The organism is uncultured Ferrimonas sp. (assembly GCF_947489035.1).
In the GTDB taxonomy this organism is placed as follows: Bacteria; Pseudomonadota; Gammaproteobacteria; order Enterobacterales; family Shewanellaceae; genus Ferrimonas.
In genome coordinates, this window is sequence record NZ_CANLCI010000010.1 from 1 (window position 1) to 21,943 (window position 21,943).

The following is a 21,943-nucleotide window of genomic DNA, read 5'->3' on the forward strand; positions in this document are numbered from 1 at the left end:
TGTTACCCATGTGTGGGCTGGGAGTCGCTGGGCTTACCTAGCGGTTGTGATAGACCTCTTTGCGCGTAAACCTATCGGTTGGGCAATGTCATTTTCACCGGATAGTAAATTGACTTCTAAGGCCTGAACGATGGCTTATGAATCGCGAGGAAAACCAAATGGACTGATGTTTCACAGTGATCAAGGAAGCCATTATACGAGCCGAAAGTACCGACAGCTATTGTGGCGTTATCAGATCAAGCAAAGCCTATCTAGAAAGGGAAATTGCTGGGATAACAGCACAATGGAACGCTTCTTTCGCAGCTTGAAAACGGAATGGATACCTGCAACCGGGTATCAAAATTTTGCCGAAGCTTGGTGTGAGATTGTTGACTACATCATCGGCTATTACAGTTCGCTCAGACCTCATCATTACAACGGCGGTTTGACGCCCAATGAGTCAGAGCGAAGATACTGGAAAACTTACAAAAACGTGGCCAAATTTAGTTGACCATATATGGACGCCCCGGTTTTTGCCAGTCTGATAACGTTCGGTTCGCGACCATATATCCGGCGTCGTAATGGCCTTGCGACCGCGCCTTGATGTAATCCGAACCCTAGCTCCTAATCACTACATCGGCATCAACACTGTGCCATGGTCAAGATCAGGTTCAACTAGGGACGGTTAACCGTTTTTTCATCAGTTCCGGCAAACTCGGAGGGCAGTGTTCTCCCTGTCAATTACTTGATAAAAGCCTGTTCAGGCTACGCCTTAACAAAGGCTAAGCTTGCATCAAACCGGCACCCTTTTGACAAAATACACCATGAAATTCGAGCCAGTTTGTTCGCAAGAGCGACCGTAGCTTTGTGCTTACCTCGACGCTCAATGAGTTGGCGAACCCAGCTGCCAAGTGGGTCATCCCGCTTGTCGATAAATCTGATGACTGCCCTTGCACCATGTATAAGCAAGACACGTAGATCTTTATTTCCATGCTTCGTTATGGCACCGAGTTTCGACTTCCCGCCAGAGCTGTGCTGACTTGGTATTAACCCACACCACGCTGATAGCTGACGGCCATTTTGAAACTGCTTACCATCCCCAACCTCACTGATTAGTGCAGCGGCGCAAATGGGACCGAATCCTGGTACTTCGAGTAGCGATTGGTAACTATCTTGCTGCTTGCAGAGAGCTGCAATTTGGCAGGAGAGCTCTTCTATATCGCCATTTAATAATCGGATGTCGTCAGCTAAACCAGCCAATAGACTCCGCATTGTTGCTGTCAGCCCATTGGTAGGCTCAGCAATAGCATCAGGCACTGCTTCTAGCAGGGTTGTTATTCCTTGCGGGAATACAACACCGTACTCCATTGCCAATGCCCGAATCTGATTGGAAGTGGCTGTGCGTTGCTCAACCCTTCTTGAACGTACGCACCTTAGTGCCTTGATATCTTGCTGCTCTGTGGATTTTACCGACACAGCATGAATACTCGGGCGCTGTGCTGCCTCACAGATTGCTAGTGCATCATTAACGTCATTTTTTTGGTGGTGCGTAAATGGCTTAACCGCCTGTGCAGGCAACAATAGTGGTTTAAATCCCATCTCCAGCAATGTCCGTCCCCAATGATGGGCGGATGCACAGGCTTCCATCGCGATTACTGTACCCTCCGGAAACTGTCTGATTACATGAAGTAGTTTGCTTCGAGCAACCTTACGGTTCCATTTGATGCTGCCATCATCACGCAGCACACAGACTTGAAAAACGTTCTTTGCGAGATCGATGCCGGCTGTCTTAATATTCATGGTGGGCGCTCCTTCTAGCGAATTAGCATTGCGTGGCTAATTCTGGCGCATTGTGACGCCGTCTATGGGAGGGGCGTCCATCACATCACTACAGTAGGAGGTATCTCTGGAGAGGCCCATGACCTTGCAAGCTTTGGATACATTGCGCAGTTCTTCAGCCAAGTTGAGCAAACCGAGCTTGTGTTTGATGATTTGTTGATTACTCTCGTACATGAGGGTTGCCTCTTCTTTGATGAGCGTTTGGTCACTTTCAATCAAAGGAGGTAACCCTCGGTTTTTCAAACCAAAGTGTCAGATCTGGTCTGAACTAATACAATTCAATGCTCGGGCTTTTCGTATTTTAGCCTCAGTGAAATGGCTAATTTAGTCAGTTTCGGCGTAACAGGAACCTAGTTTTTCTTCACCACTTGCTGTTCGGTCATAAGCTGGGTAAACGCCTTACCATCCTGACGTGCTGCGTTGATCACATAAGGCGCGTAGATATCAAACAGCATTTTGGTATTGCTGTGGCCGAGCATCTGCGAGATATAGAGTGGATTCTCATGGGCGGCCATGTGCAGTACTGCCGCAGTATGTCGGGTCTCATAAGGGCGGCGTTTGGTTAGGCGCGCTTTGGTCAACGTTGGGTACCAGATGTGGCGGCTAACGTAATGCGTACTGAGTGGTGTGCCAATTGGCGTCGTAAAGACAAAGTTGCTGCTGTCGAGTTCGTTTCGACTTTTGGCTGCCATGACGCGCTGCAGCGCTTGATAGACTGGTTCGCTCATGCGCAAATCTCGACGTGACTTAGGGGTTTTGACCACGGTCAGTTGATCTTTCACCCAGTTCTTTCGCACCTTGATGAGGTGATGATTGAAATCGAGGTGTTCCACTTGCAGGCCGTGCACTTCGCAACTGCGCAGGCCAGTAAAGAAACGCACGACGTAGTAGTCGTGCCATTTCGGATCAACGCAATCTAAAAAGCGCTTCACTTCTTCGACGGTCATTGGGTTTGAGTCGGCCTTTTCTTCGCGTAGCGCCTTGTATAAGCGAAACGGGTAGGGAAAGCCTAACTCTTCCGCGCCGCGACTGACGATGCTGATCAACGGCCCAAGGATGTTGTTAATGCGAGCGTTGGATAAGGCTCGGCTGCCATCGGCTTTGGTGAGATTAACCAGGCCATCGCGAAAGGTTTCGAGCTGCCCCAAAGTGATCTCATTCATCAGCGTGTTACCGAAATCGGCAAACAGGTACTTCTCGAGGTTAATCTCGACGGTGCGATAGTAGGTCGCTTGCCAGCGGTGGGCTTGGCGCGCTAACCAGTCGCGGGCGTAACGATCAAAGTAGGGAAAATGTGCCTCTGGATTACGGTCGCGCTCCAGCTGCTCAAACAGGGCAACTTTGCGGCTGTTGGGAAAGAAATCCCGATAGCTGAAGGTGCCTAGGTCGATTTGCGCGTTGATCTGCTTCAACGTCTGCTGACAGGCTTTCAGGTTTTTCGGTGTGGCTTGCAGGCCAGAGCTTTCCCGAAAACGCTGACCGTAGATGTGTAAGTCGTACTGAATGACTCCGTTTGGGCGCACGCGGATATTGGCCATTTCTAGCCCTCCTCAGATAGATCTGTCCCTATCCGATGGCGCGCCGTATAATGCGCCCATCGGCTGGACTGGGTTTAAGTGCTCTGCAGCCGATACGGGGTAGGGCGGTTGCCGCCGTCCTATCCCAACTGCTTTATTGATAGTTGTACCATTAGATGCTGATTTCGCAGCTATTGGTCATTAACTATACACTCACTATACATGTACTATACATGCAGCTGTATATTTGTACAGTTCAGGTGTGCTGATTTTATTTCCCTTCGTTTCCTTTTCGCGCTGATTAGGTGTCGCCGCTGATCACAGCGCTGTGTTCTCACATGAGTTAACTTACCGCCCCAAAGCGCATGGCCGAACGAGCAGCCAGTATCGCGCAATCAAGCGGTCACACTCTCAGCAGTTTACCTACCCACCGCCGCGTTAATTCTTGCGCTAAATATCCAGCAGATCGTCATAACCAAACAGATCCACTTGGCCTTCAGATTGTGGCTCGTCGCTGATCTGTTTTAGATAGTCGCAATAAAGCGCGATCATCTCTGGCTGTTTTTCCGGCTCTGGAAGCAGTGGGATGAAAGCGTAAGGCTTTTGGTTGTTGTAAAAGACCAGTTGGTGCGAACCATCACTGAATAATTCAATTCGAAGTACGATGTTGCGATCGTCGATAACGCCCTGAAGTTTGACTGCATTGATGTCGTTTAACTGCAGCGAGTAAAGTGTACTGACGTTACTGGGCTTCATTTCGAGCACCGCCGGCAGATCGGCCATTTTATGATTATCCGTGGTGGCGCTGATCATCAAGCGGTTGTCGTGAACCAATAGGAAGCTACGTTGGTTTTTTTTGACTTCAACGATTTTTTGGTAAGCCTTGATCTCCTGTTTAAAGGCGATCCCGTCAGTGATAAATGCAACCACCGTCTGCGTGGTGTTGATTGCCGCTTGAAAAGAATCGATGTTAGCGATTTGATAGGCGTGGCTGCTGGTGTCTGTTTTGATCAACAGTTTATCGCCAACCTGCATCAACCCCATCTTCTGGGTATTGCTTTGGGTGATTTTACGGATGCTGGTTAACGCTTGCTCCGTTACCGCCGCATCGCAGTTCAGTGTTTCCGCCAGTGGACTGTGTACCTCGCTGATCACACCGGAGCGAAGCACCGTGATTTTGTCGCAACCCGGATTCAGTTTGACGATGTCAAACGGGCACTGCGGCGAAAGCTGCTCGGCAAGCAGAGCAAATTGACTGACATCGTGCATTGTTGGGCTGACGCTTGATTGCCACTCTTGGCTTTGCAGATGCGCTTTTACAGGAGGTTGGCTGTAAGTGTGGCGATATTGATCCAGATGGGGAAAGCTGATCTCGATCAAACCGTCCCCTTGAGGGGTAAACAACAGTGTTAGCGCTTGAGGGGAAGGCGTTTTTAAGATGGTCTCCACAAAGTCAGCGACGATAGCGAATTGCATTGGCACCGACCACGTCCAATTCGCGATTTCGATATCCACTTGTGAGGTTTGACTGTGATCACTGGTGAGAAATCGCATCCGCTTTAGCTGTGGATCGGCGCATACCGTCATCAGTTGATGACCCTCTTTAGCGCGCGGTCGACTGATGCTCAGAATATCGATAAGTTGCTTGACATTCTCGTTGCTCAACACCACGGTGAGCGGCTTTAACATTTTACTTTTCATAACGTTGTCCTCAGTTTATTGAGTCAAAAAGTCGCAATAGAGCGACACAAGTTGCTTGATGGGGAAATGCGAAGCGCTAAGCTCAATCGCGATTTGGCTTTGGCCTTGGTTCATCAGCGAGCGCGGTGGAAGCAGTTGGTGTGGTAGGCGAACCTCCTTAGTTAGCCGATTGAACAGGGTGTTGGATTGGGTTTTGCGGTTGGCGTAAAGGGTGATGCGGGCCTGAAGTAGCCCAAAGGTGTTGTTGCCAGTTAGGGTGGCCACAAAGTCGATTGCCGCGCTGTCGGCGTTAAACCAGCGTTTGACAACAACCCCTTTGCCTTGTTGATAAGTCAGTGTGAATTGGCGCAATGTTTCGGAAAACCAGCGACGCTGTTTGGGCGTTAGCGCCAACGCCTGGTAGCGACCGGTATGGTTAAAGGCCGCATTAATCAGCTCCCAGCTGATGGGCACAGCTGCGGTATCGTTTGGTGATGGCTGGCGTTGTGCGCGGTACAACTGCAACAGCAAGTAGTCGATAAAGCCGCGTTGGCCTTGTTGGATTAGCGTGCTCAGCCAAAGACGGTTTAGCGCCTTAAGCGGCAATAGCGCTGCAGGCGAGTTAGTGCCTTGCCGATGTTTTCGAAGGACGTAAGCTCGGAGTGCCTGGGGAGCAAGTTCAACCGCTTGGTTTTTCCGTTGTTGACGAACGCCAATGTCAGGATTGGGCTGCAGCTTTTTTAGGTGCCGTGAGAGATCGTTACTGCCCGGTGCTAGCCCTAAGACAAAACGCAGCTCCCACTTTTCGAACAACGTTTTCTCCGGCAATAAAAACAGCCGCATGCGTTCGTGCCCATGCAGGTAGCTTTTACGGGTCGTCGCATGATGACTGTGCCCCAGCATCGTGCCGACCAAGCCAAACAGCACCGCGTCGTTGAGGTGCTCAATCGACTCCCCTTGATGGTGCGCACTAAAGCGTTGATAGGCATGATCGTAGCTGGCCGTATCGTAGTTGAGTTCAGACACTGGCGCGCTTGGGCCACGGCGCAGTAGGCGAACTTGTTCGGTGAGCAACTGTGCGCCACTGTGGCGCAGATGATGAAAGCGAATGTCACTTTGGGTAACCCACTGCAGTGCTTTAGATACCACCGCGAGGTAACGTGAAATGCGAGTGGATACTGCCTCTGTGGCAAAGCCAATCAATGGGGCATCGGCGTCAGCGCCTTGTTTGATCACAAGCAATAGGCGTAGCCAGTAAGCGCAACTCTCTGGGAGGCTGAGATATACCTCTCGTCGGCGCCGATTTTTGGTTTTGCCCTCGGCCGTATTGCCGATTATTAATTGAAACGTACTCTTGCTGCCGGGCATTGAGCGAACGTCACGCATACGCAAGCGAGCCACTTCGCCGCTGCGTAGAGCGCCGTAAAACCCTAATATCGCGCCGATAACAGCAAACAAGGTGATCAGTGCCGAATCACTTTTGGTTTCAAATAAGCACTCGATGGTTTTGCCAAATTCCAGTGGCGACACTCGGTTGGGATTGATCGAGAGAGAGGTGGTCGAGCTTTCAATCTGTTCGAGTTGCAGTGCCTCGGTCAGCTCAAAGGTGGCCATGAAACGCAGCAGGTAGGACAGGTGGGTGCGCTGCGAATCGTTCTCGGCTGCCTCGGTGAGTCGCTGTGCCCATGCGGTAATGGCCTCTTCATCGGCACAGGCGGCTAATGGCAGTGGGTGGGACTCGAGCAGCCCATCCAAACTGGTGTAGATTGCAATGGATGACTGGGCCAACTTCTCTTTCGTTTTGCCACCAAAGATGAGCAGACTCTTGGTCTGCTCGTACACGACGTAAGGCAATACGTTGTTGGCTTCGATAACCGGAGCCGACTGCTCCAACAATCCATCAAAATTGTGTTTGCCGCGCTTACGGATGGAATCGAGCAGCGCTTTGTGGGGCCACTTTGGGGTGTTGTTGCCGCCAGTGGCGTGGCTCACTTTCGGCGTTGACCAAATAGAGGCGCGTGCCGGTTTGCTGTTGGGCGTGGTTAATGCCGGCTTAAGCAAGCGGGCTCGTGGGATGGCCGCACTCAATTCTGGGTGACTCCAGTCTCTCAGCGTGGGCATGTCGAACCCATGTGCGATATGCCAGTAGGCTTGAATGAGTACCGTCAATTCGTGTTTCGATAGCGGCTCAAAATAGAGTGGCGCCTCCGACAGCGTGCAATTGATTGCCGCCAGTAGCCTTATCTCGCTGCTTTTGTCGCCTTGCTGATGGTGCTGTTTGAGTCGTTGCCAGCCGAACAGGTCGACGCCGTAGCTGGCGGCATGGGCAGTACCGTTTGCCAAGTCGCGTCCGAGCTCGAAATAGACGATTGGGGTATCACCATCGATGATCGCTACTGCATGGGGAACATTGATGATGCTAACCAGATGACGTAGTGGCAGCGGCGCAATCTGAGTAAGGAAATACAACGCGGTGACGCCAATATCGAGCCTGTTGGAGACCGTATCGCCTTTAAGGATGGGAGCCAGTGCGATTTTCAATTTAGCGACTCGGTGCCCCTGTGTGGCCAACGCGCTAAAGCGTTGTTGCTCTTGTTGATGCAGGGTTTTCTGAACGCTTGTGGGGACGGTCCAACCAAGCACGTGGATCAGATAGGCCAAGATCGCATGCAGTGCTGCCTGATGAGACTGATGCTGAGAAAAATGCTGCTCGATTAACCCTTTGGCTTCTCTCAGCGCCTCATTCGTCAGTGTTTTACGTCGCTGCTGTGGCAGTTGTGTCCAGCGATTGAGTAGCCAGATTAAGCTCGCTGGTTCAATCGGTGCCGCGCCCGATTGTCGATTGAACTGCAGGATGTGCTGCGCCAGTGCGTTAATCATGAGGCACCTCGGATCCCCAAATCGGCAGTTAAGCCGTTCAGGGCGACTAAGATCTGTTGCTTGGAGTGGCGATCGGCCAAGGTGATCTCAACCTGTTCGCCATCGAGGTAATGCCCCATCACCCGAGCGATCAAATGCGTGGGAAGCTTACGCAGCGCCAGACTTTGGGCGCAGGCGTGCCGAAGTTGATAGGGCACATGGCCAGGCCAAAACGTCGCCAGAAACCGGCGCAGTACACGAGCCGTTAACGGCGTACCAGCGAAATCCTCATCGAGCAGATAGAACAGGGGTTTATCGGTATCGAATCTGAACGAGGGCATTAATTGCTTTGCAAACGCTTGATACTTAGCCAGTTCCTTTTGCAGAAAAAGATTGAGGTATAAACGACGCCATGTGCCTTTGTCTTTGACGGCAGCAGTGTCGCCACACACGCTCTCTGCCGTGGGGGAGACGGCGCCGGTTGGACGCATCGACGTTAACGCGATGGTTTGCAATGCCAATTGGCAGGTCCAAGCGTTGTGGTACCGCAGCAGTTGCGCCTTGGACAGCGAGCCGCGTTCGGGTTTAAGCGAGTCGGTATTGGCTTGGATAGTGGCAAATACACTAGGGAGAGCCGTTAAGTCGACGCAACGTTTGCCGCCAAAATGTTCATCTGGGATCTCTTCGCGGCCGGGGTTCATCACGATGGCAACGATCTTATTGGGGTAAGCGCTTAGGTATTTCGCCAACGGTGGGGAAGGATCGATCGCCATAGCACGGCCAGCAACGACTCGATTGAAGTCAGCGTCGCAGGATAGATGGCGTGCAGCGCCGATGATCCGTTCAAAGATCCGATTTTGTAGCGCAAACCATTGGGCACGAATGGCACTGTGGGCTTGGCTGGTGTAAGCCAAAGCATGACGGTGGTGGAGTGCGCTTGGACCGAACACTAATTCGATGGCAGGCACGTCCAAGGTCGCATTGGCTAGGGCGCATTTAAGCCAAAAACGATGCCAAATTCGCTTATCGAGCCTTGGTTTGCCTTTGAACTTAATGGCCCGTGGGCGCAGCTTTTTATGAACAAAGTCCACCAATTGCTGTGCTTGGGTTTCGTTCAGTAATGGCGTTTCATACTCGGCTTCACTGAGCACCGCCTGACAAAATTGATTCAGACAAGCTGGGACCGGCAGCCAGAGGTATCGACGGGGTTCACCGGGGACAGGGTGGCTGAATTCAACCCAACTCACGGTGCCGTCATACACGGTACGCACGGCCCAGGCCGACGTTGGCAGTTGATTGCTCGTGCGACGCGCCAATAAGCGCACCTTGGTGATATCGAGCGTGTTATCCAGGCGATTGGAGAGCCATAAAATGAGCCATACGAACAGCAGCCGATTGTCCTTAAGGGCGTGAAAGACCAAGCGCAACGATTCCATTGCCTGTTGGTACGACGGCGCGGCCGTGCCACTGCCCGCGTTGAGGTTGCGCTTTCTAATGTGACTTTGACTCATGTTGGCTGCCCCTATTTGAAGTTGCTGTTACAGCGGCCCGCCAGTTGAGCGAGTCTGGTTTTGGTCGGTAATGGAACCCTGAGGGACTGCCCGCGCTTAACTCGCTGGCTTAATGTTGAGAATGATTGCAGTGGTTGAAACCGGTGTTGCAACGCAGGCTGAGTGAGATTGAGCGTTGTTATCATGGCTTCGAGTTCGTCCGGTTGTTCGCCACTGATCACATTCAGTGGGATGGACAGTTTTTTGGCTGCAGGGTGGTGCTGTAACACCCCAAGCATGGGCTCAGGGGTAAGTAAGAAGAACCCATCCGACGATTCGCCCACCGGAGTGACATACAATGGTGTGCCATGGCCCAGCAGCTGCATTTGTTCGACGTTCAGCTGGTTGTAGCTCTCGTCGTAAAGCGAGATCGGATCGTCACTGCACAATGATGCAGTCAGTGGGTGAAGCTTGATGGTGAGCGTGGCCACGTTGGCCATTTGGCGTTTAATTTTGTACATAACTTCTCCTTGTTTGGGTTTGTGTTTTTACGTTGTTGATGAACAGCACCATTGGTTTTGGTTGCTATTTGGGCCATCACGACTTTTGGGATGGGCAAGGTAATTTATTGAAAAAAATCAATTTTTTTGCGCGTAGTGAAATGCGGCTGTGCAACACGCACACGCACACGCAATGTCAGCTTGGATGGCGTGATTGCGGAGGTGTTTTGCAGAAGTCGGTAGCGACGTTGCGGCAAGAGAAACCGCGCGAGTTAACTCGATTGAGTTATCGAAGATTGACTGTTGAAGACCATGGAAGTCACGTAGTGCTCCCACATCGGCAAACAGAAGCCATTGAATACTGAGGCTCTTGATAGGAGAACGGCTCAATCAGAGCAGTCAGCCTATGCTGAGCGGTTCAACACAACGTATGGTTGCCAAGTGGAAATTACGGCGTAGCAATGGTGATTTTCAGGATCGACTTGCTCAGTCAACATTTTATCCTGAAAGCAAGTAGACTCTTGTTGCTAGTCAGGGCTGATTCGTCAGCGGATGATCGATTTACCCGCTTCGACGAAGCGGTAAATTCGATACAAGTGAAGTCCAAATACACGGGGCATTGGAGGGAAAGTCGACCGTTTGGTCACTTTCGATGTAAATATCATTCACAGTCGTCCGATAGCGGGCAACTGCTCATTCGTATCTCGATGGCCGCAAGGCGAGTTCCGCCGAACAGCTCATTATTGATACAACGTTAAAACGTCGTTCTTCGTTATGGTTGCCGTGCAACACATACCGAGCGTGATAGAAAGTCGACCGTTTGGTCGCTTTCGATTTAGCATCTGATGCTCTGTTGTCCCGTAATGAGTAACCGAGCATATATGGCTACGGGGTAAAATGCCCCTTAGATTGAACGTATCTCACTCTCGAGGTTGTCGTCAATGCCATTGTAGATAATTTGATATGACAATGTTTCGCGAGTTGGCGTCGTCCCTGACGAGGGAGAAAACCGCATCCGCATCAATCGCGCCTTATGCTTCGCCATGCTAAGGGCGAATCAATATTTTTTCGCGTATTGAATCGATGGTTTCAAGAAGCGCTCGACAAGGCGCTGTGTCGGAACTTATTCCTGGAATCCAGCGATAGGTCGTTGACGGCCCTCACGACAGAACAAAAGCAAGCCAAGTCATTTACGCGGCATCGGTGTGGCACTTCATTTGCGTATCCATACTGAGCACAGGCACTAATGCTAGAACGATTTCATGCTGATCCGGTAAACCACTCAGTCAGGCCCCAGCATGAAGAAACGGTGCCATCAGATAACGGCAAACCGCGCCAAGCATTTTTGTGTTGGCTCCAAAGCGAAGCGGGAACGGTGATAGGGTAGGGCCCACTAATTCGCTCAAGATCATCGGTAGGCCATAAATGGACTTTCGCATATCGGTAATGCCAACCACCAGGCAGCGCTTGCCCTGTGCTGTGGTGCTGATAACGCCAGTACGGACGGCGGCAGTAGGTGAGCTGTTATCGTTTCTTGGTTCTCCAGAGGCGTAATCAACGCCCTTGTTCTGCGTCAACAGGGCATACCGGCCCAACAGGCCGGCATACTCAAATTGTTGCTGTTTTGCTCCCACGAGGCACGTCCCCTTTGACCGGCAACCGTTGTTCCATACTGATCATTGTGTACGTGAAGACCCTGTCTACAAATCGCTTAACTTTGAATGAACAAGTCAAAGTGTGGTACTGCTTACTACACTTTTGTGTAAGAGATCCCCAATGAGAATCTTTGTTACCGACGAATTTGAAGATTTCATGAAACGAGGGGGATTGAAGGATACCGACATCATTAAATCGGCCGTTGAGGTCAACAATGGCCTAGTGGATGCTGATCTGGGCGGTGTATTGAAAAAGCGCATCGCCCCTAGGGGCACCAGCAAGCGCGATGCGAGCCGCAGTATCATCGCTTTGAAACGTGATGAGAAGATATTCTTCATCGATGACTGGCGAAAAAGTGACGTTCCTAATAAGGGCAAGGAGATCCCAGGTAGACTGCTGGAGACCTATCGCCTGATCGGTAAGGCACTGATTTCTGCCGATGATGAGCAGCTAAACGTCGATATCGTACAAGGTTTGCTGAGAGAGGTTGAGCAGGATGGATAATAGGTAAAAAAAATGCAACGCATGGCACAGCGTTTTGCTCAGACGGGCACCGTTGATCAACTGACCATGCGAAAAATCGACGCACTTGCAATGCAGGATAAACTGGACGGATTTAACGCCCAAAGGATCCAAGCACTGCGCGCCCGTGAAGGGATCAGCCAAGGCGTTTTAGCAATGGTTTTGAATATGAGCAGTGAGAGCGTAAAGAAGTGGGAGCAAGGTAAATCCAAGCCTCAGGGCGCAGCCCTTCGACTTCTCTCGATTATTGACCGTAACGGCATCTCTGCGGTGATTTAAGCAAGTAAGGCTCCAAGTTATGGTTAGGCTCGGCGTTGTTGCCGAGCCTTTTTGTCGTACGCCGAGTAGGGCTTTGTTGGACAGATCCCAATAGTTCGGCCTATTAGGCGGATGGCTTGGTTACGCCAATCCATCCAAGAACTGAGACAGTTAGAAGGAGAGGAAAAGACCGTGCTAGGTCGTGTTCTTTAATAGCGGCGGCACTATTTTGATTTTTTGTGTTTCACGAATCCGCTTAAAGACGAATATCCCACATGGCCCAAAGGTTTAGCTCATCATCAGAGTCATTATCACTTTTAAATTTAGAGTGTGCGTAACCGGCGCTGAGTTCTAGCCTGCCTGCGAACAACGGCATGATGTAACTGCCGTCCAATTGGTAGATTTTCTCATTTACGTCTGATATTGGGTTGCCACCAGGCGCAGCGTCGTTGCTGTTGTCGTGGTTGACGTCCAAGTAGCGCAGATTCAGCTTCCATTGGTGGCCGTTTGGCGCGAAGCCGATGTTGCCAAGTACATAAGCAAAAGTATCGTTGTCGTAGGTGCTGCCGATCACTCGGCCATTGTAGCGCATGCCGGTTTTGTAGATACGGTGTTCGTAAGTGTAGTTGTATTGGCCACCGCACCAAGCAGAAGTGTCGCTGTATTCGAAGAAGGTGCGGATCTGTTGGCCAAAGGCTTGGTAAGAGATGTCGCCGCCCCATAGCCAGCTTTTGGCTTGGAATGGCGGCAATTTGTTTAACTTAAAGCCGTCTTCGCCCATCGATTCGCCATACAGACCGTACGGCACCCCAAAGGCGGTATCGCCCCAGCGGAAGTCGATGGCAGCGATCTGGTTGCCGGGCTCATTGTCTGAATTCACCCCGTCACGCCCGGTATTATCTTTGCCGGTAATCATATTCTTCCAGACTTCGAAGCCGCACTCGCGCCCATCACCACACAATTGCGCGGCACGGGATATGCCCAGTTCTAACTGCGGGATCGGCTTAATCGTGCCGCGGAAGCTGTACAGCAGGGTGTCCTTAATATGGCGGTCGTCGTCGTTCATCCAGCTGACGCCGGTGGTCAACGTCCATGGTCCCAGCCAGGAAAGCCACTTGGTGTCGAACGCCTTGGGGTTGTTACGGCTTAGGTGGACTCCGGGCATCGGCCGCGCGTTAGTGCTCATCAATAGTGCCGAGTTCATGCTTGGGCCATACCACTGTTCGATTTGGCCAGCGGCAACAATCCAGTTGCCCCACACCGCGGCAAGGTAGCTGCCATCAAGGCGAAACGCTTCATCGTCCTGTGCATCGTAGGCGTAAGTCACCGCCAGTTTGCCAGCAAAACGATCCCCTAAAAATTCTGCGCCGACTTGTGCTTCACCTTGTTCTCGATTCGCGCTGCCAAAGTGCTGGAACCGCGGCGTGTCGCTGCCGCCGCCAAGTGAGGCGAATGTACGGCCACCGTTGTTGATCTCTTGGTTCATGCGATGGCGCACCCGCCGTAACGCATCTAAACCGCCGTCGCTCAGTGGCATGGCGCCATTGGCCATTATGTTGTCGCGAATGCCTGACCACATCAGTGGGAAGGTGGTCAGCGGCACGGTGATCAGCCCCTCATCGCCAAGGCGTTGTAGATCCGCGCGCAGGTGGAGATCGTCAGGTGCTATCCAAGGAGCAGCAGAGGCGGCAGTCGTAAATAAGGCAAAAAATAGAGCGGCAGCGTGGGATTTCATTGAGTCGCAGGTAAATAGCAAAGTTGCCGCAGGTTATACGGGGATAACGCCGCCATTTGTATTGGTCGATCTCTTATTCTGCTGTCGATTGGCCTTTGTGTGGTGCTGCGAAGTTATCCATTTGAGCCAATTGTTGACGGATTGTTGGCCAATGTCGCTTGAGCCTGAGTGCTGCGGCTGTTTTATCGTTGGTGGCGTTTTTTGCTGCGGGTTTGCATCGCTGCGAATGTTTTTACCTTTTGCAGAGTCATCTTGGTGGATAAATCACCATTCAATGTAAATTTTAGCCGTTTACTTCAAAATTCATTAATCATCACTTGAATCCATTCGATGCGACATTATCCTCGTCCCTGTCCGATGTCTGAGCGTGCAGCTAACGCACCAAAGTGTCGTGATGTTGGTTATGGAGAGGGAGTGATTCTATTGTTGTCATCAGGTCGGATGCTCATGCGGCTAAGTAAAGCCTCGCTGCAACACGCGGGTTTACATCGCGGTGTGGGTCAGTGGCAGGGTATGCCAGCCAAACAGCGCAAGTTGCAGCTTGATATCTTGCGTCAGTTCCACTCTTTTGCCCAATCCAATCTATTCCAGCCAGATCTTCCCTTACAGCAACTGCACGAGTTGGCCACCGACGCCCAGCATGAATTGGGTCTGCTGTTAACCCAAGTGGCGGCCGAAAGTGGTGCCAGCCTAACGTTGCCGCAAGTCAAATCCTTTGCCCGAGCCGAAGCCAAAGTCGCCACTGAACTGCAAGGCGAGCACCGCCGCTTAACGGATCTAGCCCGTGCCACCTTGGTGGGCAGTGACATTAGCGGTGTGGTAAATGCCTTCTTAAGTTTGTGTGAACAGGCCGACATCATCTATCTGCTTAACCGTTTTGCTGAGCCCAAAGCCAATGGCTACCGCGATCTTAAAGTGCTGGTGCGTTTACCCAACAGCGGCATGGTGGCCGAGGTGCAAATACACCTAGAAGCGATTGAGAAAGTGAAAAGCGGCGAAGAGCATCGGGCTTATCAGCAGCAACAATCGATCGAGCGCCAAGCGGAACAAGAACAACGACCACTGAGCGTGTGGGAGCAAGCTAAGATCAGCCGTCTTCGTCGCTATAGCCGCGCCTTGTACGAGGAAGCGTGGCAGCGTTATCTGCCCAGCAGTGCGCGACTGGCCTAGCGGCATGGTTCTTCGGCAGCAGCCATTGTTAGGTTAAATCATCGTTGGTTCAATCGCGGCAACCTTCGGGTTGCCGTTGGCGTTTTTAGGCGGCTGCCTTTCAGTGCTCTCGGCGCAGCTCGGCTTACAACGGCAGTCTCAACGATTGACCCAATGCACTCTGTGTCTTGATGCCGATGCTGTGTTTGATAAGGCTGTTAGCCTAAGAAAATAACCCTTTCAGGCTGATGCCTCTTCTCGCTACGGCTTTGAAACCTTGTTCCTGCTTACGCTTACGGCTGTATTGATAATCATCGTAATAATTCAGGCCGCTGTAGGCCGCGTGGCGATCGATGCCATTGAGGATCAGCCCGCTGATCTTGGCGTCTTTTTGTTGCAGCCGCTGCTGGGCTAACGCTAACTCTTTGGTGGTGGAGTGCTGCTGTTTCAGCACCATTAAACGGGTGCCAGCGTGGCGGGCGATGATGCTGGGATCGGTCACGGCCAGCAGTGGTGGGGTGTCGATCAACACCACATCAAACACCTTATTGGCCCATTGCAGCAGTTGCTCAAAGCGCGGATGCTGCAACAGCTCGGTTGGGTTGGTCGGCACCGCGCCACGGGGAATGATGGTGAGGTTGCTTACGGTGCTGCGGCGCAACGCTTCAGCGCGGCTGATGTTGCCTTGCAGGTATTCGGTAAGGCCGTTGTCGTAGTGGGTGCCAAAAGCCCGTTGCAGGTAGCCCATTCGCAGATCCGCGTCAATCACCAACACCCGTTGCCCTGCTAAGGCCATCACCGTGGCTAAGTTGGCTACGGTAAAGCTTTTGCCAATGTTGGGGGAGGGGCCCGTTATCATCACTACCTTGTTGTCGGCCTGCACTAGCGGGCGGTGCAAACTGGCGTGCAGACTGCGTAGGGCTTCGACGGCGAGATCTTGCGGTGCCGCTAACGGCAATAGGGCGTGGGCACCGTTTAAGCGCTGCTGCAACGGCCGCTTGCGCTGCTGCGTCTCTAATCGGCGTGCGGCTTTGCTTTGGGGTACGCTGGCCAATACCGGATAGCCCAGTTCTTCCAATTGCTTGGGGTTATCTACTCGGCTCAGCAGCATCAGTCGCAGTAAGGCAATTGCCACGCTAGCCATGGCGCCCAGTAGCGTTGCCAACACCACAATTAACGCCTTCTTCGGTTTGATCGGAGCCGGATTAAGTTGGGCGTGATCCAGCACGCGCACTGTGCCACTGGTGCCTTCGCGCAGCAGCTCCAGTTCCTGTTTTTGCTTCAGCAGCGACAGGTAGATCTGTTGATTCAGTTCAACGTCATGCTGAAAGCGGACGATCTGCTGTTGAGTCTTGGGCAGTTGCTCCACCACCTTATTCATCTGTTTACGGCGCTCAAGCAAAGATTGCTTCTGCTTGCTCAGGGTCTGAAAGTTTGGGTGCTCCGGGGTAAACAGCACCGCCAACTCTGCCTCTTTCGCCTCTAAATCGGCGATCTCCGCTTCCACTCCCACCAACTGATCCAGCACTCGCTGGGATTCCATTGACACATTGACCGATTGCACGCTCAGCTGATAATCATTCAGCGCTTGTTCTGCCCGCCGCAGTTTCGTTTGCACTTGCGGCAGCTGGGTGGCTAAGAAATCGATGCTTTGCTGTGCCTGCGCCGCCATCCGTTTCAGGTTTTGTTCAAGGTAGTTGTTGGTGATGCTATCCAGAATCCGAGTCAAACTGGCTTTGTTCTGCCCTTGCAGCGAGAGTGCCAGCATGTTCGATTGCTTTCCCCGCTCTGCCACTTGCAGCTGCCCAGCTAAGGAGCGAATGGCACTAAAGCGCGGTAACTTCGTGAGCAAAAATTCACTTTGATAGTTGGCTTGCAGTGCCGAGATCAGCACGCTAATGCCGTTGGCTTTAGCCAGTTGCCCCACTTGGCCGCGTAAGATCAAGTTGTCGGCGCCATCAAGCAGGCGATAACGGCCGCCATCCTCCGCCACCACCCGCAGCGGCACACCGAGCCAGATCTCGGGCACGTCAAAGATCTGCAGTTGCAAATAGCTGCCACCCCATTGGTATTTGGGCTCTAACCATGGCTCGGCCGGTTTGATGCCGTGATAGCGGCGGGCTGCCGCGGCGCCGAACAGGGGCAGGTATACCGGTGTAACTTGGTTTTGCAGCGCCAATTGATCCACGGTTAAGCCCAGCACCAATCGCGACTTAAGCACCTCGATCTCGGTTTGCACTGAGGACTCCACCGCCACCAGTTGGTTGGCCTCATCCACCCCTGGGGTGGTTTCCGTGCGTTGATCCAGCTGAATTAAAGCGTCGGCGCGGTAGGTGGGGGCGATGCTGCTGGCAACGAGGATCCCCAGTACGCAGGCGCAGAGGGTGCCGCCGAGGATCAGCCAGCGGTCAATGCGAAAGATTGACAGCAACTGGCCCAGATCGATCTCGTCGTCCTGAAGGGCTGGTGCGGTTTTGGCTGCTAAGGCTTGATCTGGCGCTGCGTGGGGTTCCGTCATCGGTTAGCTGCCAAACAGGTTATCAAGCTGATTAAGGCTTTGAATGGTAGGCAGCAGCAACTGCACGACGTCGTTCCAGCGGGCCAGCGGAGCCTTGGTTACGTACACCACATCTTGCGGCTCTAACGGAAAGCGCTGCGCCAGTAAAAAGGCGCTGGCGTCGCTGGCATTGAGCTGAAATATTTTGGCCAACATCCCTTGGCTGGACGGCACACTGCGCAGCACAAAAACGCCGCTGGCATCGGCGTGTTGCTCATCCAAGCCGCCGCTGCCTGCTAACGCTTGGGCTAACGACATGCCGGTGCGATTAATGGTGAGCGCCTGCGGTTTGCTCACTTCACCCATCACAAACACCTGCAGATGATCGTTGCGGGGAATGTGGATCACATCGTTGTGGCGCAGCAACTGGTTTTCGCTCATGTCGCCATACTGGTAGATCTGCCGCAGCGACAGAGTGTGCACCTTACCATCGCGGGTTAGATTTACCCGCTGCCAATCCGCCGCTTCCGATAAGCCGCCAACTTTATTGACCGCATCCACCAAGGTCAGTGGCACATTGCTGATCGCCACCTGCCCAGGCTGAGCCACTTCGCCGGTCACGTACACCCGCTGGCTGCGAAAACCGGCAACGGCCACATCCACCTGCGGCGATTCCACCACTCGGCTTAGGCGCTTGGTGAGCACGTCGCGGATCTGCGTGACGGTCATGCCCGCCACAAACAGTTTGCCAACGTAGGGATAAAAGATGGTGCCGTCGTTGTGCACCCAGTTTCCCGAATCTTCGGCGCTGCGAAAAGAACCGGCGGGAATGGTTAACTCGGGGTGATCCCACACGGTAATGTTCAGCACATCACCGCGGCCCACCACGTAATCATAATTGGCCAGGGCACGGTCTAATTTGGGGTTGGGGCGGCTGCGCTGGCCGTCGTTGCCGCTACCGTTATTAAGCGTAAGCTGGCTTATCAGCATCGCAGTGATCGGCTGCACTAACACCGAACCATCTGCGGCCGATTGCAGCGGCGTGAAAGGGGGAGGGGGCGCCGAAGCCAGGTGGCTACCAGGGCTCAAACTGCAGCCGCTCAGCAGCAAGAGGGTGGCGCAGGTAAACAGCCACATGCGGTGCTTTAAAAAAGAGTTCACTGCCAATCCTTGTTACTTATGCTGTGGCTTCGTTGTTGCCGCCATCTTATTTTCCGCCGCTTAACTGCAACGACGGCCTGAGTTTATTGCTTTTTTGTTACAATTGGATGAATCCATGTTCGTGCGATGTCGCTGTAAGGGATGGCTTTCCAGTGATTTTCACTGTACTGCGGCGGCCTTCCAGTGCTTGTTGTTGCGAGTCGCACCAATTGCACTGGCCAAGTTGCCGATATGTAAAATATCGGTTCTAGATCAATTTTCTTTAGCTTTTTCTGTGCTGGCTTTTTCTTCAGGATCGCCCACTGTTAATCAAGGGACTTTTAGGTAAGGGGAATGCAGTGGCACGTTGGTGGTGGCTCGGGGCAGTTTGCACAACCGCAGCAGTGGCCGAGCCCAGTGTGCAGCTTTCCCAATGCCTGCCGATCGAGTACCAACTTAAGCGCCACACCGTATTTGATCCCAACGATCACAGCTTCTCTTGGTTCCACCGCTTGGGCAATCAGCTGCATTTTCTGACCAAAGAGCAAACCATCAATACCGAGCTGAACGCCTTTCCTATCTGCGAGATCAGCGACGATTCCCTGTATGAGGTTGAACGCCACCTGCGCGGTAAACGCTATTTCCGCGATGCCAAAGTTACCGCCCAGCAAGGCAACCAAGTGTTGGTTGAAACCTGGGATACCTGGTCGCTGTTGCCGATCATCGAATTTTCCCGCTCCGCCGGAGAAAACGAATTTACCGCCGGCATTAAAGACAGCAACTTAGGCGGTTACGGAGTGGATGCCGAGTTGGTCTATTTCGATGATTACCAGCGCAGTGGCTATGAACTGAAACTGAAAGCGCCGCTGTATGGCTGGGATAACTACTACGGCCGGATGGCGCTGGCGGATACCGAAGATGGCGATCGCATGCTGCTGGAGCTGAGCAAACCGTTCTTGGGCAGCTTATCGCAGCAGGCGATGTTGGCCGGGGCAGAGTTGGACGATCGCATCGACGCCATTGATCAAAACGATCAAGAGGTGAACCGGTTTCGGCACCAGCTTGAGCGTTATCAAGCGTGGTATGGCTGGGCGCCGGTGCTGTGGCGTCATCATAGCCGCCGCTTTCAATTGGGGTTTACCCACGAACGCCACCGCTTTACGAACGACAACGGATCCACCGCGTTGCTGCCGCAAGATCGGCAACTGGATCTGCTTTGGGCAGGGGTACGCTGGCATCAAGACCGCTTCCAGCGCCGGCAGAACCTGTTCTTAATCAACACCACCGAAGACGTTAATCTGGGTTGGACTGCGCAGCTGCGCTTGGGGTGGAGTTTCAGCGATAACGAACAAGGGGAATACGCCGAGTTCAGCTTTGATAAGGGCACCGAATTGAGCGAGTCGCTGCTGTGGCTAACCCAGTTTCAGTGGCGCGATCAGCCCAACGCCACCGAGCAATCGCATTTTGCCTCTTTCACCAACGAGTTGTTTTACTCCCTGGGGGAGTCTTGGCGCTGGTACGGCAAGTGGGCCAGCCGCTGGAGTGATAATCTGCCGCTGGATACCCCGAATGCGCTGGGGGGCTTTACTGGGCTGCGGGGCTACCCAGCGGAATATCAGCATGGCGACAGCGTTAACTTGCTGACCACCGAGCTGCGCTATTACCCCGGCATCGATATCTGGCAGCTGGCGGAGGTGGCCGGTACGGTGTTCTACGACATCGGCCGCGCCAGTGGTGGCTCGGATTACCCCAACAACCCCGCTGGCGTATTGCAAAGCGTTGGGGTTGGCCTGCGCTTTTACATCAGTCACGGTGGCCGTAACGTCCTGCATCTGGATTTTGCCCGTCCCATCAGCGATAACGACAACGTGAATGAGTGGGAATGGCGGGCCGTGGCGCGGCGGCGATTTTAGAGTGCGATGCGGATTCACGCGCATTAACGCCAAATAACGCAAACCCATACGGCAAAGGCTTACATTGATGTTGGCATAACGCATACAAAGGAGTAACCCCTATTTAGCTAAAAACGCGGTATCATTCGCGCCATAGAGTTACGTGATAATGGAAAGATGATGAGCAAAGTATTGGTTACCGGTGGTGCCGGTTACATTGGCAGTCACACCTTGGTGGAATTGCTGCAAAGCGGCAACGACGTGGTGGTGTTGGATAATTTAAGCAACAGCTCGGAAGAGTCGTTGCGCCGAGTTGAGCAGATCACTGGCCAAACCGTCAGTTTTTACCAAGGCGATATTCTGGATGACAAGATCCTCGCCACCATCTTTGCCGAACATCAAATCGGCTCGGTCGTGCATTTTGCCGGCTTGAAAGCGGTAGGCGAGTCGGTCGCGCACCCTATCCGTTACTACCAAAACAACGTTACCGGCACCTTGTCGCTGTGCAACGCCATGGCCAAAGCAGGCGTATTTAACTTGGTGTTCTCCTCCTCGGCCACCGTGTATGGCGATCCGGCCTCGTTGCCGATCAAAGAAGACTTTCCCGTTGGCGCCACCACTAATCCGTACGGCACCAGCAAATACATGGTCGAGCGGGTGTTGCAAGATCTGTACGTGTCCGATAACCGCTGGAACATCGCCATCTTGCGCTACTTCAACCCTGTCGGCGCCCACGAAAGCGGCTTGATTGGTGAAGATCCTAACGACATCCCCAACAACCTGATGCCGTTCATCAGCCAAGTGGCGGTGGGCAAGCGGCCACAGCTGGCGGTGTTTGGCAACGATTATGACACCGTTGATGGCACCGGCGTGCGCGATTACATCCACGTAGTCGACTTGGCCATTGGCCACTTAAAAGCATTGGATAAACTGCAAAGCGAACCCGGGGTGGTGATCTACAACCTTGGTACCGGCATTGGTTACAGCGTGCTGCAGATGGTGCAGGCGTTTGAGCAGGGCAGCGGCCAAGCGGTGCCTTATCAGTTGGTGGCGCGTCGCCCAGGAGACATCGCCGCCTGTTACGCCGATCCGAAATTGGCCGAGCAAGAGCTGGGCTGGAAAGCCACTCGCGGCGTGGCCGAGATGACCAAAGACACCTGGCGCTGGCAGTCGAAAAACCCGAACGGTTACAGCGAGTGATCGGGTGTTCGTGGGGCGTTTAAGTGCGCC

General features: G+C 52.9%; 15 protein-coding genes and 2 pseudogenes. 6 read left to right on the forward strand and 11 right to left on the reverse strand.

Annotated features, from left to right (window positions below):
- Positions 1-490: pseudogene (locus Q0796_RS07970) on the forward strand (IS3 family transposase); the annotation flags it as partial.
- A gap of 254 nt (positions 491-744) precedes the next feature.
- On the opposite strand, the gene Q0796_RS07975 reads toward Q0796_RS07970, so the two are convergent.
- The 8 genes and pseudogenes from Q0796_RS07975 to Q0796_RS08010 all read right to left on the reverse strand — a co-directional run bounded on the left by Q0796_RS07975 (position 745) and on the right by Q0796_RS08010 (position 11,498).
- On the reverse strand, positions 745-1,779 hold the full coding sequence (locus Q0796_RS07975; RefSeq protein ID WP_298441783.1) for an IS110 family transposase: 1,035 nt from the start codon (positions 1,777-1,779) through the stop codon (positions 745-747).
- Between the two features lie 93 nt (positions 1,780-1,872).
- Positions 1,873-1,992 (reverse strand): annotated as a pseudogene (locus tag Q0796_RS07980) (helix-turn-helix domain-containing protein); the annotation flags it as partial.
- A gap of 176 nt (positions 1,993-2,168) precedes the next feature.
- Positions 2,169-3,356: a DUF3596 domain-containing protein gene (locus tag Q0796_RS07985; protein ID WP_298441784.1), complete on the reverse strand. Its 1,188-nt coding sequence runs from the start codon at positions 3,354-3,356 to the stop codon at positions 2,169-2,171.
- Positions 3,357-3,785: 429 nt separating this feature from the next.
- On the reverse strand, positions 3,786-5,036 hold the full coding sequence (locus Q0796_RS07990; RefSeq protein WP_298441785.1) for a hypothetical protein: 1,251 nt from the start codon (positions 5,034-5,036) through the stop codon (positions 3,786-3,788).
- A gap of 15 nt (positions 5,037-5,051) precedes the next feature.
- Positions 5,052-7,895 (reverse strand): hypothetical protein, encoded by a 2,844-nt coding sequence (locus Q0796_RS07995; protein ID WP_298441786.1) that lies wholly within the window; start codon positions 7,893-7,895, stop codon positions 5,052-5,054.
- A complete protein-coding gene (locus Q0796_RS08000; protein ID WP_298441788.1) occupies positions 7,892-9,385 on the reverse strand; it encodes a hypothetical protein in 1,494 nt (497 codons plus the stop codon). The genes Q0796_RS07995 and Q0796_RS08000 overlap by 4 nt, the downstream gene beginning before the upstream one ends.
- 11 nt (positions 9,386-9,396) lie before the next feature.
- Complete coding sequence (locus Q0796_RS08005) at positions 9,397-9,885, reverse strand: hypothetical protein (RefSeq protein WP_298441791.1); 489 nt, start codon at positions 9,883-9,885, stop codon at positions 9,397-9,399.
- 1,265 nt (positions 9,886-11,150) lie between these two features.
- Positions 11,151-11,498, reverse strand: coding sequence for a hypothetical protein (locus Q0796_RS08010; protein ID WP_298441793.1), 348 nt, complete (start codon positions 11,496-11,498; stop codon positions 11,151-11,153).
- A gap of 142 nt (positions 11,499-11,640) precedes the next feature.
- On the opposite strand from Q0796_RS08010, the gene Q0796_RS08015 reads away from it, so the two are divergent.
- Both Q0796_RS08015 and Q0796_RS08020 read left to right on the forward strand, forming a co-directional pair.
- A complete protein-coding gene (locus Q0796_RS08015; protein WP_298441795.1) occupies positions 11,641-12,024 on the forward strand; it encodes a type II toxin-antitoxin system RelE/ParE family toxin in 384 nt (127 codons plus the stop codon).
- A gap of 12 nt (positions 12,025-12,036) precedes the next feature.
- Positions 12,037-12,321 carry a helix-turn-helix domain-containing protein gene (locus Q0796_RS08020; RefSeq protein WP_298441797.1) on the forward strand — a complete coding sequence of 95 codons (285 nt, stop codon included), beginning with the start codon at positions 12,037-12,039 and terminating at the stop codon, positions 12,319-12,321.
- A 235-nt stretch (positions 12,322-12,556) separates the two neighbouring features.
- Here Q0796_RS08020 and Q0796_RS08025 read toward each other — a convergent pair whose 3' ends face one another.
- A complete protein-coding gene (locus Q0796_RS08025; RefSeq protein ID WP_298441798.1) occupies positions 12,557-14,035 on the reverse strand; it encodes a capsule assembly Wzi family protein in 1,479 nt (492 codons plus the stop codon).
- Positions 14,036-14,482: 447 nt separating this feature from the next.
- On the opposite strand from Q0796_RS08025, the gene Q0796_RS08030 reads away from it, so the two are divergent.
- Positions 14,483-15,205, forward strand: a complete 723-nt coding sequence (locus Q0796_RS08030) for a GTP pyrophosphokinase (protein ID WP_298441800.1) — start codon at positions 14,483-14,485, stop codon at positions 15,203-15,205.
- Positions 15,206-15,407: 202 nt separating this feature from the next.
- Here Q0796_RS08030 and Q0796_RS08035 read toward each other — a convergent pair whose 3' ends face one another.
- On the reverse strand, positions 15,408-17,702 hold the full coding sequence (locus Q0796_RS08035; protein ID WP_298441802.1) for a polysaccharide biosynthesis tyrosine autokinase: 2,295 nt from the start codon (positions 17,700-17,702) through the stop codon (positions 15,408-15,410).
- A 3-nt stretch (positions 17,703-17,705) separates the two neighbouring features.
- Positions 17,706-18,842, reverse strand: coding sequence for a polysaccharide export protein (locus Q0796_RS08040; RefSeq protein ID WP_298441804.1), 1,137 nt, complete (start codon positions 18,840-18,842; stop codon positions 17,706-17,708).
- A gap of 338 nt (positions 18,843-19,180) precedes the next feature.
- On the opposite strand from Q0796_RS08040, the gene Q0796_RS08045 reads away from it, so the two are divergent.
- A complete protein-coding gene (locus Q0796_RS08045) occupies positions 19,181-20,734 on the forward strand; it encodes a hypothetical protein (protein WP_298441806.1) in 1,554 nt (517 codons plus the stop codon).
- A gap of 159 nt (positions 20,735-20,893) precedes the next feature.
- Positions 20,894-21,913 carry a UDP-glucose 4-epimerase GalE gene (gene galE / locus Q0796_RS08050; protein ID WP_298441808.1) on the forward strand — a complete coding sequence of 340 codons (1,020 nt, stop codon included), beginning with the start codon at positions 20,894-20,896 and terminating at the stop codon, positions 21,911-21,913.
- Positions 21,914-21,943 lie beyond the last annotated feature (30 nt).

Excerpts from the sequence above, each read along its gene's own strand:
- Q0796_RS07975 (WP_298441783.1), bottom strand. The coding sequence starts at position 1,779 with ATGAATATTAAGACAGCCGGCATCGATCTCGCAAAGAACGTTTTTCAA.
- Q0796_RS07985 (WP_298441784.1), bottom strand. The coding sequence starts at position 3,356 with ATGGCCAATATCCGCGTGCGCCCAAACGGAGTCATTCAGTACGACTTA.
- Q0796_RS07990 (WP_298441785.1), bottom strand. The coding sequence starts at position 5,036 with ATGAAAAGTAAAATGTTAAAGCCGCTCACCGTGGTGTTGAGCAACGAG.
- Q0796_RS07995 (WP_298441786.1), bottom strand. The coding sequence starts at position 7,895 with ATGATTAACGCACTGGCGCAGCACATCCTGCAGTTCAATCGACAATCG.
- Q0796_RS08000 (WP_298441788.1), bottom strand. The coding sequence starts at position 9,385 with ATGAGTCAAAGTCACATTAGAAAGCGCAACCTCAACGCGGGCAGTGGC.
- Q0796_RS08005 (WP_298441791.1), bottom strand. The coding sequence starts at position 9,885 with ATGTACAAAATTAAACGCCAAATGGCCAACGTGGCCACGCTCACCATC.
- Q0796_RS08015 (WP_298441795.1), top strand. The coding sequence starts at position 11,641 with ATGAGAATCTTTGTTACCGACGAATTTGAAGATTTCATGAAACGAGGG.
- Q0796_RS08020 (WP_298441797.1), top strand. The coding sequence starts at position 12,037 with ATGCAACGCATGGCACAGCGTTTTGCTCAGACGGGCACCGTTGATCAA.
- Q0796_RS08025 (WP_298441798.1), bottom strand. The coding sequence starts at position 14,035 with ATGAAATCCCACGCTGCCGCTCTATTTTTTGCCTTATTTACGACTGCC.
- Q0796_RS08030 (WP_298441800.1), top strand. The coding sequence starts at position 14,483 with ATGCGGCTAAGTAAAGCCTCGCTGCAACACGCGGGTTTACATCGCGGT.
- Q0796_RS08035 (WP_298441802.1), bottom strand. The coding sequence starts at position 17,702 with ATGACGGAACCCCACGCAGCGCCAGATCAAGCCTTAGCAGCCAAAACC.
- galE (WP_298441808.1), top strand. The coding sequence starts at position 20,894 with ATGAGCAAAGTATTGGTTACCGGTGGTGCCGGTTACATTGGCAGTCAC.